This is a genomic window from Candidatus Hydrogenedens sp. (assembly GCA_035361075.1).
Lineage (GTDB): Bacteria > Hydrogenedentota > Hydrogenedentia > Hydrogenedentales > Hydrogenedentaceae > Hydrogenedens.
Map to the genome: position 1 here is coordinate 14586 of DAOSBX010000009.1, position 14085 is coordinate 28670.

The following is a 14085-nucleotide window of genomic DNA, read 5'->3' on the forward strand; positions in this document are numbered from 1 at the left end:
TTAAAAAAATAAGTAAAGGGGATGTAATGTTCTTACATCCTCTTTATATTTTTTATAAATTCTATTAATTGCAATGCATTTTTAGGAGCATACCCACCAAAATCGTTATTAAAAAAGATGAAGACCTCTTTACTTTCGGTAACCCATTGTTTTATTTTTTCTGCCTCTGATTTTAATTGCTGTTGTGTATATTCTCCCTGATACCTGCCTGTTGACCCATGTTTGCGAATGTATATCCAATTTGCTGTAATGACATCGTCAATTTCGCAACCTTTATAATCCTCTAAACACAAGGATACATTGTGCTTGCTCATTACATTGAATATCTCTTCATGGAAACATTTTTTGTTTCGCAATTCTACTGCCAGCAAGGAATTTGTAAATCGTTCTGACCATGCACAGAGAAATTCATCTAATAAATTTATATCTGGTATGAAAGAAGGAGGTGTCTGTAATAAATATACTTTTATTTTTTCTTGCAAAGGTAGAACCGATTGATAAAAATCATCAATTTCTTTATGGACATTTTTTAATCGCAAATCATGAGATATTCGACGCCAGATTTTAATAGAGAACATAAAATTGGTAGGTGTAATATCGAGCCATTTTTTTAATAGAGAGGGATTGGGCAGTCGATAAAAGGTAGAATTTACTTCAACTGCATTAAATATGGAGGCGTAGTATATTAACCAGTTTTGTGTGGGTACAGATTTGGGATAAAAGACACCTTTAGCCCAATGTGGATAACTCCAACCACTGGTGCCGATATATATGTTTGATGTCTCTTTTTTATTCTTCATAGGTAAGAAACTTTATATTAAGGCTTATTACAAAAATTATAGCGATTATTAATTTTTAATGAGAAACAGGATGTGTTCAACTTACGAGTATTTAGGGATGTTTATGGATATTTTACTCAATAGTGACAATTTCATCATCGTAGGTAGGTTTTAATTTTTTGCCAGGAGGAAGGATAATGAACTCGTCTGCGTTTTCCCAGTCCCCAAAAAGCCATTGTATAAGTAATATTGGATTCCCTTTAACTTCATGATATTCCCACCCTAAATAATCAGTGGATTTTTTGGTAATCTCTTTTGCATATTCCCGATTTCCGAGTCCCAAGTCAATGTAAACTGCACGTTGATATTGTTTTTTCCATGTTTCTAAAGATTCAACAAGATAGTCAATATTTTCGTTGCCATAGATTTCGGTTAATAGTTCTCGAATTGCTTTTTCACGTTCTGGACCGGGCATGACACTATCTTCAATCCAGCCGGGTGTAAACCAGTATGTCCCTGGGTATTGGTCGAAAAGTTCTCGATAGCGTTTACGACTTCCTATAAAGAAGGTAATACAGTCATGGGCTTTTATAAAAACAAGGGGTTTCTGTTTTGATGTGATGTTTAATGTTCCATTGCTACAAAGTCCATAACCAATGAGTATGGCATCGTAATTGGCTTTGTCCAATTCATCAATTTTATTTTGCAATACAGATTGAAGTTGTTGAGGAGCGTCGTGCAATCCCTGTTCTAAAAAGAAATAATCGTAAATGTGGGGTGATAGTGACGAGTAGTAGGCTATTTCTCGCCAAAGAACATGGCAAGCCACGATAGCGTATCTCTTTTGTTTTTTGTTTCCTAATTTTTGATGTAATAATCTTTTTAATTCTAATGCATCCATAATGATGGGCTTTATGTTTATTAATGATTAAACAAATAGGTTAACAGAGGCATTCCCAGCTTCACCGAGATAATAACCGACGCCACCAATTTCAACGTTATCAATAAGTTCTTCCTTTTTAATACCCATTATATCCATAGTCATGGAACAAGCCACTAATTTTACACCAGAACTAATTGCTGAACTCATTAGTTCTGATAATGGCATGACATTTTTAGATTTCATAACATGTTTCATCATTTGTGTTCCAAGTCCACCCATGTTCATTTTGGATAGTTTAAGTTTATCGATACCACATGGCATCATAAATCCGAACATCTTTTCGAGGATTGTTTTCTTTACAGGAATTGGTTGATTTTTTCTTAGCACATTAAGCCCCCAAAAGGTAAAGAAGATTGTAGTTTTATATCCCATTGCGATGGAGCCATTTGCAATAACGAAGGCTGCCATTACGCGGTCCAAATCATTTGAGAAGCAGATGATAGTAACGGCTTTTTGTGTTGGAACAGAACAAGCGGTATCGGTATTTTCTATTTCGGACGGGGTTGTCCCTTTTACAATTTCGACGATGTAGCCTTTTTTCTCAGGCCGAACTTGTAAAACACGGTGTCCTGTTTTTGCACACCATGCAGGGACGTCACAAGTAAATCCGACATCTGTAGCGTAAACTTCAAGAATGTCTCCTGGTTGAAGTTTTTCAATAACTTGTTTCACTTTTAATATAGGTCCAGGGCATTGCATTCCTGATACGTCCAATTGGTGACGGTTTGGTGTGACGATAGAATCATCGGCGGGGCCACTCTTTATTTTTACTGAACTTGTTGAAGATGGAAATGTTTGTTGAAGGGGTGGCTTTTTATGAAACCAAGCCCAGGTACGAAAGCCTCCGTTTAAATTATAAACATTAAATCCTTGTTGTTTTAGGAACCGATAGGCAATATATCCTCTTAGACCGACTGCACAATAAGTAATGATTGGTTTATCTCGTGGAATTTCATTTACTCTCATTCTGAGTTGGTCAACTGGTATAAGTGTAGCGTTTGGGATAGCTCCTGCTTCCGCCTCGTCAGGTTCTCGCACATCTAATATATAAGCATTTTGTGGCATATCATCTGGGTTGACGATGTCTACATCACCACGAAGGATATTTGATGCAACATATCCAACCATATTGATTCCATGTTTTGCACCACCCCATTGTGGGGAATATGCTAATTCTTCATCTTCTAAATCGAAGACGGTACGATTATGACGAATTGCCATTGCTAAAGTATTGATCATGCTTTCAACACCTTCAGAACCTACCACCTGTGCCCCTAATATGCTTCCATCTGTTCTAAATAAAATTTTTACACTCACAGGCTGAGCACCTGGATAGTAGCGTGGATGTTGCATAGGATGAACATAGGCTTTCTTGTAGTCTATATTCAGTTTTTTTGCTTGTGCCTCTGTAATTCCTGTTTGTGCTGAGGCAATATTGAAGACCTTAACAATTCCAGTGCCTTGGATGCCACCGAATGTTGAATTTCTTCCACATATATGGTCAGCAGTAATGCGACCTTGACGATTTGCAGGTCCTGCTAAGGGAACGGAGGTTCTACCACCTGTTACTATATCTTTTACTTCTACCACATCACCGACCGCATAAATGTTTGGGTCACTGGTTTGCATGAACTCATTGACACGGATATGTCCGGAGGGTGATAAATCAATGCCTGCTTCTTTCGCTAATTGACTGTTAGGTCTAACACCCACACATAAACAGGCTAAATCGCTTTCAATTGTTTTGCCACTTTTCAGGATGACTTTGCCATTTTCGATTTGCTGGGCAGTTTCCTGTAAATAAACATTTACCTTGTTTAGCACCAATTCCTGTAAAATTGGTGTGGTCATTTCGGAGTCCATTCGTGGCATGACATGGTCTTGCATCTCTACAAGGGAAACATCGAGCCCACGATGTCTTAAGTTCTCAGCCAACTCTAACCCAATAAAACCAGCACCAATAACACATACATGTTTGGCTGTTTCTAATGATTGGATAATTTTGTCCATATCGCTAAGATGGTTAAGGACATGTACGTTTGGTCCATCCGCCCCAGGGATAGGAGGTATTACAGGGGTAGAGCCTGTGGCGAGAACGAGAACGTCATATGGAAATGTGAGAACTGTGTTGTTTGTCAGGTTTTTTACTAAAATTTCTTTCTTTTCTTTATTTATAGAAATCACTTCATGTTGAGTTCGAATATCCAATCCATATCGTCCCTGTAAGCCTTTTACTGTTTGAACTAATAGAGATGAGCGGTCTGGAATAATTCCACCAATGTGATAAGGCATACCGCAGTTTGCATAAGAGACATCGGAGCCCTTCTCAAAAACGATAACCTCTAAATTATCGTCTAACCGTTTTAAGCGTGTGGCACAACTCATACCACCAGCCACACCACCAACAATGATTATTCGTCTTTTCATTTCTAATCTCCTTATATGATTATTGATTTTTGAACTTTATTCGTGAGAACAAATTTTTGAAAATAATTGAACTAAATTATCTTTAAATTCCTTTGTTTTTTTATCGTCAGCACTGAAAGAGGATATACATTCCTCTAAATGTTCCTGTAAAATAACTTGACCTAATGAACGAAGTGCTCCACGTGCTGCAGAAACTTGTTTTAATATTTCGAAGCAGGGACGTTCTTTCTCAATCATTTGTTTGAGGCCACGGATTTGTCCTTCAATCCGATTCATTCGTTCAATCAATTTTGTTTTTTGTTTTTTTGATTCCATGATATTTCTCCAATTGTATACATATACTATGTATAAGTATATATGTTTTCTAATATGTATTTCAACTCTGAATGAATGAATTTTATTCCTGAATTATTTTTATGATTTATGCATGACATTCTATATGTAAAAAGGAAAAGATTAAGGAAAAGAAGAGACCAGAGAATAAATATTGTTTATGTTTAATTTATCAGTTGCCTCTAAAAACAATTTAATTTTATATGGTGTGTGGAGGAAAACAAGTTATGTTCAAGAGTTTAAGATGAGTGTGAAAATAGGGATGATTTTTTTCTGAATAAAAATAATTTATTTTATTGGAAAATTCTTGACATTGGATAGTATAATTAGTGTAAAATTATAAAACGATTTAATTTTGGTAAAAAAAGCATATATAATTCTTGACAATTGGTGTGATTTGTGATAAACTGTAAGGTAAAGTAACAACATAAAGACCAAACGTTAAAACAAAACGATATATATCAGAAGGAGATTCAACAGTGAAACATGTTCGAATGATTTCAAGTAAACGTCCTGTGTATGCTGGTTGGATGGATAATGTATGTTTTGTATCTTTTTTGATTAACAAACTTCTAACCGCTATGGGAGGTCAAAGCCCATTCTTTTCGTTTCTTGAAGGTAAATGCCATATTGAAACTGGGACAGGAAATAATAATAGTAGTTCTTCGTAGCTCTAAATAAAAACAACTTAAAATTTTAATATTAAAATTTATATGAGGTAACATGAGATGAGTGAAAAGAACATTCTCTATTTGATACTTATTTGTGTGTTATTTAGTTTTTTGTCGGGTTGTTGTGTTCTTAAAGGGACATCGATTTTTTTCCCTGATTCTGCATTGGAGGTAGTTATCCGTAGCGAGCTGGGCAAACCCTTTTTTGTGGTTTGCACGGGAGAACTGGATTCTATCACGGAATTAAATGCTCGTGGTATGGGTATAAAGAACCTTCAAGGATTGGAGTATTGCACATCGTTGGTTAAGTTGGACCTGAGGGACAATGCTATTATATCGATATCCCCACTGAGGGAATTGAAAAACCTTGTTTGGCTTGATTTAGGAAATAATAAGATAACAGATATAACACCAATAGCGGGGTTGGTCTACCTTGAATATCTCGACCTTTCCGGTTCAGATAATGATATTCGCGATTGGTCTCCATTATTAGCAAACGTAGATGCAGGTGGGTTGGGTCCTGGTGATACTGTGACCTTGAGTCCGGAATGGACTGTTAAAGAAGATGGGACTTATTATGAGGATTTTCTGCCTGTATATCAGAAATTGATTAATGCAGGAGTTAATGTTATTTTTGCTGAGCCAACAAAATAATAGTAACATTTTTTTGAGTTTTAATTTATGTACATAATAATTAGAAGGTCAAACATTGGAAGGAACCTCAATGAAAAAGACGAGGTGTAAATTTATTTTATTTTTATGCAATCTATTTGTTTTTACTGGTATTTTTATTTTGATAAGTGGTTGCCCTCCGACTCAGAAATTTGAGTTAAACCCACAAGTACTTTCATTTGGAGAAAAGGCAGTTGTTAAATCTGTAGCGATTAAACCGAAGGGCAAATTTAAGTTGGAATGGTCAGTGGTCGAGGTGATGTGGGATTCGAATCTTAGCAAATGGTATGAGAATGATGTTCCATGGTTATCGGCAGAACCTACCTCAGACAAGACATCCACGGTTCAATTAGTTCAAGTTCGTGTTACACGAAGTGGTTTGGCTTCTGGAGAGTATAAAGATGTTGGATTAAAATTTCGTTCGTCTAAAATGGAACACGTAGTTCCCGTTTCTATGGTGGTATCTAATGTTCTTGAAGTTACTCCGCAAATTGTTAATATCCGTCCGGGGATGACGCAAACAACTATCACATTAAAAAATATAGGTAGTGAGAGTTTTAATTGGACAGTAGAATATATCCCTGACTTGTCAAATAAGACGGCTACAGATAAAGTTCCGATGGATATTTCAGTGTCTCCTGTTTCTGGTAATTTAGCGTCGGGAAGTAGTTCACAAGTTACAGTCAGTTGGGATAAAGCACGCTCTGCCGATTTTGGATTGCTGTTTAGGTCACCGCAGGGAGACCAAATTGTTGAGTTCCGTTTTGTTCCGATATGCTCCGAATCAGACTTTGAGGTATCACCGAAAGAATTAGTTTTGATTGTTACTACGGAAGCGTTAACATCAGAAACGGTAGTTAGTCTGCCCCCTTCGAAACTAACATTTACAAATCGCAGTAGTGCCAAGAAAGATTGGACAGCCCAGATTATAGATGCCAGTGGTCAACCTATAAATAGCATTGTGGTTAGTCCTTCGGCGGGTGCTATTAATGCAAGTGATAAGGTTGATATTTCGGCAGTAGTAACCGCCCCCAAGGAAGTTATATTAGGAGCAGGGCAATATACTCTGCTTATTGACACATCAGATTGTATATTGACAGTTCCTATTAAAATAGAACAGATGAGTCTACCGAAAATTGCAATATCAGAGCCACCTCAGACGACTACAACACGACCAGAGATTATTCCATTGGATGTTTTGGATTTTGGCAGGGAAGATACCCAGAAAGAGTTTTGGATTGCGAATATAGGTCCGCGGGATTCAAAGTTATATTTTCGAATCACACATGAGGATGAGGGTAAAGAAAACCCAATTATTGTTGATATACAACCTGCAATTGGTGGTGCGAATGGTGAAGATGGAAATGCGGAGGACTTCTTCCACCCAGAATTAGTGAATGTGTTAATAGATGGGGTTCGTATTTTAGTTACAATTAACAGAGACAATTTGCAAAACGATGTAGAATATCGAAATATCACGATAGAGGCATTAGACCGAGACCCTATCCAGTTTTCGAATGAAGCCACTGTGTTAAGTGCTGTGGAATCGAAAACAATAAAAATTCGTGTGGAACGTCAACCTTTAAGAATTGAAGGAGCCTTGAATCGGAGTCGGCCTCCATATGTAATGAGATATGTATTTTTACTTCGTGATTCATCTTCAAGAGCAATTCCTACTGTTACCAATGATGACCTTTCTAAATTGAGTCTTACCATATCGGAAGATGGGGTTCCATTAGATTTATATGAGACCAGTTATTTTGTGACGGGTCCTCAGGATATTAAAGGGAATATGGTGATATTACTGGACTATACGGGTAGTACGTATTATGCAGGTGTAAATGATAAAATTAATCCTTTAAGACCGGGAGAAGCGATTGAAAGGGTAAAGAAAGCGGTTGTTGATTTTATTTATGATTTACCGGATTCTTACCAGATTGCTCTTATGTTACACAATGATAGGCAACAAACAAATCGGTTAATCCGTTCGTTTACCACGAATAAAGACGTCTTGAAAGATGCGCTGGAATCTTTTTATGTGCCTCCAAATTTAATGGGTGCTTCTGATATTTATGATGCTTTGTCAGAGGCTATTGACCGTCTTATGGCAGAAGATTCAAAAAATCCGTTGCCGTTTGATGATGCAGACGTAAAATCTATTGTTTTTATTACAGACGGATGGGACAATGCTTCTACTGTGGATGCAAGTAATATCCAAAATAAGGCTCATGATAATTTGATTCGACTTTATCCGTTGGGGTTTGCTTCTGGTGGTTCTATCAATAATGCAGACCTAATTCAGCTTGCAACTGAGACGGGTGGACATTTATATGTGGCAAACGATGTGAACAAATTGGTTCAGTTATTGGGTAATCAGAAATCATTGGTTCTGAGGCCGGATTTGCAAAGTTCAGGTAATGATTTAAGTTTCTATATATATAATGAGGGAGATGGAAACCTTGGATGGCAAGCGGATTTATCCAAGTTGCCGAAATGGATTTCTGAAATTACACCATCTCAAGGGACGATACCATCTAAGGGGAATGTTAAAGTTACGGTGAAAACTCAACCTGGACTTGCAGATGCGGATGTAGTTGTCACTTCTGAAATTCCAATAACTTCAAACGATGGGGATGGAGTTATCAAAGTAAGTGGAGTATCCAAGACAGTAGGATGGGAAAGTGTATCTATTGGGCTTGATGATGGTGCAGGTCGTATCTGGGAGGAATTAAAGAACCAGATGGTTCTAACGTATATTACACCAAAGCAGAAAGATTTTAAGTATACGATTCGTTTTGAATATAAGCCTGGAGAAAATTTGCCTGTTTTGACCGGTATTTTTGAAGAGGATGCATTTGCCTATATTGGTGATGTTCGAGCGGGTCAATTGTCATTAGTAACCTCAGGTTTATTCTATGGTAATGACCCGACAAATCCAACACGGAGAACATGGCAAGCAGAGGTATTTGTTCGGGCAGATTATATACCGAGGGATGTTTATTTCCTGAGGACACGTTATTTCTTGCAAAAACCTGAAGGTGTTACGGATGCGCAATGGAATTTATTACTTGCAAATGTTCAGATGAATGTTGAGCCTGCGGAAGGAGGGTTATTATCATATGAAAATAGTGGTTGGAGGTTTATTAAAGAGGGGGATGGTATTTATCTTATCCTAACATCAGAAGATAATGCATTTACTTATGGGGCGTTTGGAAATTTGTTTAAGATAACACTAAGCGGATTAGATACGTATGTGCAGTCTTTTGGAGATGCAGAGCCGATATTAAATCTGGCTATGCGTGTGGATAATGAGTCTCTCGTTAGTCCTGCGACACCTCGCCAGAGTTCCCGTACCAAGTATTTCTTATACCCCGGCGGACCTACATATCTTGATGGTTTGTTGTCTATTACTACGAGCGCGAAAGTAGCAGGACCTTCAACATCCATTGAAGGGCTTACTGGATTGCCTTTTAATCCAGAAGATATAGGAGTATGGGATGCAGATAAAGATGGGCTTCCTGATTTTCAGGACCCTGTGCCTAATGATAAAAATATCCCTGGAACATGGGTTAAACCGACGGTACTTAATATCCCTGCTAATGCCAATTCAATTTCCTTTACGGTGATAAATAATCGATTGGATACGTTTTCATGGGAAATACAATCTTCTCCTGCATGGGTTACAGAGCTAAAATATGGAGAACAAGCAAATTCAAATACTCCGAAGTCAACATTGGCTCCGGGAGAGAAAGAGATAGTAACTTTGTATGTAGACAGAACGGGATATGCTCCTGGAACGCAAGTTCAGGATGTACTTGTCATAAAATCAGATTTATTTGGCACACTAAACATAAATATAGGTATGAATACATAGTTTGAACTTATTAATCAGAAACAGGAGCCTTCGCATGAGGCAAGGAAAAAAGATACTTTATTCAATTTATGTTGTATTAAGTTTAATAATTTTAACAGGATGTCCATCTGTTCAGTTTTATGTTGAACCTGAAACAGTAACATTCGGTGAAGTTTCGACAAGAGAATCCATACGGATTGTTTTTAACAGAAGAGGGAATTGGGAATGGGAAGCGGAAACAAAAAATGATTGGTTAAAATTATCTAAAGATGGGGGGGTAACAACGGGAACTACAATTAGTGGAAAGTTATCGAGCGAAAAAGTAAGATTTATTGATTTAATAGCAGACCGCTCCTTATTGCCAGAGGGAACCAGTGTCGGGGAAGTATATGTAAAAAGTAGTGGTAGCACAAAGGTGGTTCGGGTTAGTATTACCAAGCCAGCGGTATTGCAATTATCTGTAAATCCGACTGAGTTAAATTTTGGACCTGTATTAACGGAGCTTCAGGTCAGTTTGATGAACCAAAGTAGAATAAGTAGTAGTTGGAGTGTCTCTATTCCAAATGATGCAACATGGTTAACAGTCGTTCCCAAGACAGGGGAGATTTCTGCTAATGGGGATGTAGTTCTGACATTTCGTGTGAATCGTAGTGGTTTGTCTGTTGGAGTATATCAGACAACGGTTAAAATTACAGCAGATTCTCAAGAGTTGCAGATTCCTGTGAGCATGGAAGTCTCTGCAATACAAGTCAGTCCGGAAGAGATACAATTTGGATTAATTAGTTCAGTATCTCAACAAGATTTATCGGTAACTAATTTAGGGACAGGAGATGTATCTATTAGAATTCAAATTTCAGAAGGCTCTACAAATTGGTTATCTGTGCAAACATCGGAGTTTACCCTGTCCTCAAATCAAAAAGTTGTTGTCCCAGTTGTTGCAAACCCAGAAGGTTTGGTACCTAATGACTATACAGGGACTCTTAATGTTATCGATGTAGCGTCAGGATTTACACTTCCGGTCGCCGTCCGAATGAGAATCCCTGCTTTATCTGTTTCACCAACAGATATTAATTTTGGGAAGATACGAGAACGTCAAACATCCACATTTTCGATAACGAACTTGGCGCCGGTATCATGGCGTTGGACCTCTGCTATTCCGGAGGACGCCACATGGTTAAGATTAAGCCCTGCTAATGCTGATATCGCTGCGGGCGAGACGCAAACAGTGACGGTTGAGGCTGACCCAATAGCAGTTAGAGTGGGTGCTTATCGTGGAAGTGTAACGATAAGTTCAAATTGGGGTTCAGCAGTAGTAAATGTACAAATGGAGGCATCCAGAGCCCCTAAATTGGTGGCTTTGCCAACACTGATTAATTTCGGTGAGCTTCGTTCTGAAGAGGTATTAGCTATTTGGAATGATGGAGAAGATACAATTGCATGGCAGATAGACACCACATCTTTCCCGACATGGTTAAGTATTACGCCAGTTAATTCACAGGGTATCGCTTCAGGACAGGTAAAAGGCTCTCAGACAGATTTATTAAGAGTGAAGGTAGACAGGTCCTTAGCAAATGAAGCAGAGGGTCCATCGTATCAGCATCAATTTAGTATCACGGGGAATGTTGTTGAGTCTTCCACAGCATCCAATACCGTTTTGGTCCAGGTAAGTATGTCTATTCCACAAATACCCGCAATTGTAATTGAGGCGGAGGGGTTAGACAGTAGTGGATTGCCTTTTATCAACTTTGCTTTTGAGGAGATAGAACAAGAATTTACTATAAAAAATAATGGCAATGGAACATTAGAATGGCAAATAGATTCGAGTCAGTTACCAGCATGGATAACAGGTATAAATCCTTTGCAGGGTTCATTAGCTAAAGGAAAAGAACAAAAGGTAAAGATTAATATTAGTCGTGATACCCTCACATATTTAGGGGATGTCTATGAGTTATCAATCAAATCGAATGATATAAATAATCCCAATGTTAAATTGTTAGTAGAGGTACAGGTTCCAAAAATGCCGAAAATAGGAACTCTCCCCAAGGCATTAAACTATGGTCTTAGAGAGATGTTGAGAACATTTGACGTAGCAAATGTAGGAGATCCGGAAACAATTTTGAATTTTATGCTTATACCTAATAAAGATTGGATATCTGTTTTTCCGGAATCAGGAGTCAGTTTTGGTACTTCGGGGCAAATGAAAGACTGGAAAACAATTTCTGTAGCGATTGATAGGGAAAAGTTAGAAGGAGCGAATGCTTCTGGTCAAATAAGTGTGGTAGCCACGAAAATTGTGGATGGAAACGTAGAAATAGATACTTCTATAGAGCCTGCCATTGTAACAATTACTGCTTCCGCACCTGCGCTAACTCCAGAGATGGCACCCCCTAATCTGCGAATACCTTCTTTAGTCCGTTTTGTGATGACATTACGAGATGTGCAACAACGAGCGATACAATTTCCAGAAAGCTTTTTGCCTGTATTAGCAGATAAATTCTTAATAACGGAGGATGACCTATCTCTGGATGTTACTGAATCAAATCGATTCTTAATCCCGTTTGTAAAAGCTGAGAGATTAATTCCTCATAATGGGACTATATTAATTTTGTTGGATGCCTCTGGAAGTATGTTAAAGTCAGTTCAATCTATGGGAGAAACTGGCATATCGGATGCTGATGACCCTCTTAGGGAATTTTATATTCGTACAGTATTGCCTATGATTGATGAGATTCCCGAAAATTATAAGATAGGTTTGGCTTTATTTAATGAAAGAGAGTGGTTTGATAGTTCAATACGGATATTAATAAATAACGATGGGGAACCACTGTTTACATTTAATCGGGATGTTGCAAAAAACAGGTTACTGAATATAGATGTTATTGACCACGGTGCAACGGCATTGCTTCCTGCAATAGCAAGTGGGGCATTAGAAATATATCTTGCAGATGGATACCATGTCCCCTTTGATGTGTCTGATGACCGTATTATGTTGCTAATTACAGATGGTCAGTTAACCACACCTCCGGGGGAGATGAGTCCAGTAACGGATTTCCTAAAAATGACCCGAGTTCGTCCGTTAATTATTGGCTGGGGTGAAAAAATTAATAATAATATTCTGTTCCAATTAATTGAGGAAACAGGTGGACATGTCTATTCAACACGGAATCAAGATACAGGCGAAGTAGATAGTTTAGGAAGACCTATTACAAAACCTTTGTTGTCTACATTAGAGGATTGGCTACAAACAAATCCATCTGACCCATGTGACCGTTCGATTGCAGAAGATATAAAGAGTCAAATTTTGTTTGAATATATTGCATTAAACCAAAAATCAGGTGCTACGATTACGATGAATTTATCATTCAATTCCCCAGCGGATGATAACAGCCTATGCTTGCCTGACCAAGGAGAAATATCAACCACCTTTAGTTATTCCAATGTTGATTTATTAACGTACGCAAACGACGTAAGGTTAGGACAAATTAAATTAATATCATCTGGAATAAATTCTAATGCTGTTGATGTCGTCGTATATTCTGATTATATGCCAAGAAATATTACAAGACTTCAGTTCTCTGTAAATACAACAGGGGGAAATGCAGGGATGACAATGTCTGTATCACAACCTACACCTGCCCAAGGTGGAATTATTTCTGATTGGACTTTTTCACAAGCAGGAACTATTTTTACTTTCTCTTCACCAACGAATACCCCATTACCTTATGGTGCGTTTGGGCCTTTGTGTGTGTTGCATTTTGATAATGTTACTCAGGAATTTAATTTGGAATTCAATGTTATAGACCCGAAAATATCTGAACATCCAGATTCAAAATACTTTACTCATCCTAACTTGTTCGAAATAGTAAATAATCCATCTTTTATGACATCAAATCCATATCCTAAAATTGTGAGTGACCCTGCAATGGGTGATGGTAATGAAATTTCACTAAACAGAGGTGGTGCAATCACTTTTTATCTTTATAATATCGGGGGAAGTCATAGACCGACTAACGTCGGATTAAAATGGGATTTTAAAGTGGCAGAAGGGAATTATTATGAGGATATAGAAATACCAGATGAAAAAGACCGAATTATTTTTGAGAACCAGACCCCATTTGAACTTATGGTTGCACTTGACGAAAATAAAGTATCGAAGTTAAAACCTGGTATTTATCTTAGTATTTTAGAATTTTCATTTAATTCTATTTTCAATAATCCGATTGTCGAATACGTTTATGTTTATATCTATATTGAGGAGGAAAAATAAATTTCTTAATTTTTACTGTCATAAAAGATCGGTTTTTATGGTTATCAAATAAAAAAATCTAATATCCCGCCTGATTCTATTTGTGTGTCAATGCTATAATTGGAAAGTATTTTAATCATTTTGTTGTTTTTATTTAAAAG

At 37.5% G+C, this 14085-nt stretch carries 8 protein-coding genes; 4 read left to right on the forward strand and 4 right to left on the reverse strand.

The window, feature by feature from the left end:
- Nucleotides 1-32: 32 nt before the first annotated feature.
- The 4 genes from PLJ10_04305 to PLJ10_04320 form a co-directional block, all read right to left on the reverse strand.
- Entirely contained in the window at nucleotides 33-800 is a 768-nt protein-coding gene (locus PLJ10_04305; GenBank protein ID HOK08867.1) for a DUF72 domain-containing protein, read from the reverse strand.
- A 112-nt stretch (nucleotides 801-912) separates the two neighbouring features.
- Nucleotides 913-1680 carry a DUF1638 domain-containing protein gene (locus PLJ10_04310; protein ID HOK08868.1) on the reverse strand — a complete coding sequence of 256 codons (768 nt, stop codon included), beginning with the start codon at nucleotides 1678-1680 and terminating at the stop codon, nucleotides 913-915.
- Nucleotides 1681-1707: 27 nt separating this feature from the next.
- Nucleotides 1708-4149 (reverse strand): FAD-dependent oxidoreductase, encoded by a 2442-nt coding sequence (locus PLJ10_04315; GenBank protein ID HOK08869.1) that lies wholly within the window; start codon nucleotides 4147-4149, stop codon nucleotides 1708-1710.
- Between the two features lie 36 nt (nucleotides 4150-4185).
- Nucleotides 4186-4464 (reverse strand): metal-sensitive transcriptional regulator, encoded by a 279-nt coding sequence (locus PLJ10_04320; GenBank protein ID HOK08870.1) that lies wholly within the window; start codon nucleotides 4462-4464, stop codon nucleotides 4186-4188.
- A gap of 497 nt (nucleotides 4465-4961) precedes the next feature.
- Between PLJ10_04320 and PLJ10_04325 the strand changes: the two genes are divergently transcribed.
- From PLJ10_04325 to PLJ10_04340, 4 genes are all read left to right on the forward strand, one after another.
- Nucleotides 4962-5153, forward strand: coding sequence for a hypothetical protein (locus tag PLJ10_04325; GenBank protein HOK08871.1), 192 nt, complete (start codon nucleotides 4962-4964; stop codon nucleotides 5151-5153).
- Nucleotides 5154-5210: 57 nt separating this feature from the next.
- Nucleotides 5211-5807 carry a leucine-rich repeat domain-containing protein gene (locus PLJ10_04330; protein ID HOK08872.1) on the forward strand — a complete coding sequence of 199 codons (597 nt, stop codon included), beginning with the start codon at nucleotides 5211-5213 and terminating at the stop codon, nucleotides 5805-5807.
- 70 nt (nucleotides 5808-5877) lie between these two features.
- On the forward strand, nucleotides 5878-9699 hold the full coding sequence (locus tag PLJ10_04335; GenBank protein ID HOK08873.1) for a hypothetical protein: 3822 nt from the start codon (nucleotides 5878-5880) through the stop codon (nucleotides 9697-9699).
- A gap of 34 nt (nucleotides 9700-9733) precedes the next feature.
- Entirely contained in the window at nucleotides 9734-13945 is a 4212-nt protein-coding gene (locus tag PLJ10_04340; protein HOK08874.1) for a hypothetical protein, read from the forward strand.
- Nucleotides 13946-14085: the final 140 nt, after the last annotated feature.

Bases quoted from the DNA above. Each gene is read 5' to 3' on its own strand.
- PLJ10_04305 (HOK08867.1), bottom strand. From the start codon at position 800: ATGAAGAATAAAAAAGAGACATCAAACATATATATCGGCACCAGTGGT.
- PLJ10_04310 (HOK08868.1), bottom strand. From the start codon at position 1,680: ATGGATGCATTAGAATTAAAAAGATTATTACATCAAAAATTAGGAAAC.
- PLJ10_04315 (HOK08869.1), bottom strand. From the start codon at position 4,149: ATGAAAAGACGAATAATCATTGTTGGTGGTGTGGCTGGTGGTATGAGT.
- PLJ10_04320 (HOK08870.1), bottom strand. From the start codon at position 4,464: ATGGAATCAAAAAAACAAAAAACAAAATTGATTGAACGAATGAATCGG.
- PLJ10_04330 (HOK08872.1), top strand. From the start codon at position 5,211: ATGAGTGAAAAGAACATTCTCTATTTGATACTTATTTGTGTGTTATTT.
- PLJ10_04335 (HOK08873.1), top strand. From the start codon at position 5,878: ATGAAAAAGACGAGGTGTAAATTTATTTTATTTTTATGCAATCTATTT.
- PLJ10_04340 (HOK08874.1), top strand. From the start codon at position 9,734: ATGAGGCAAGGAAAAAAGATACTTTATTCAATTTATGTTGTATTAAGT.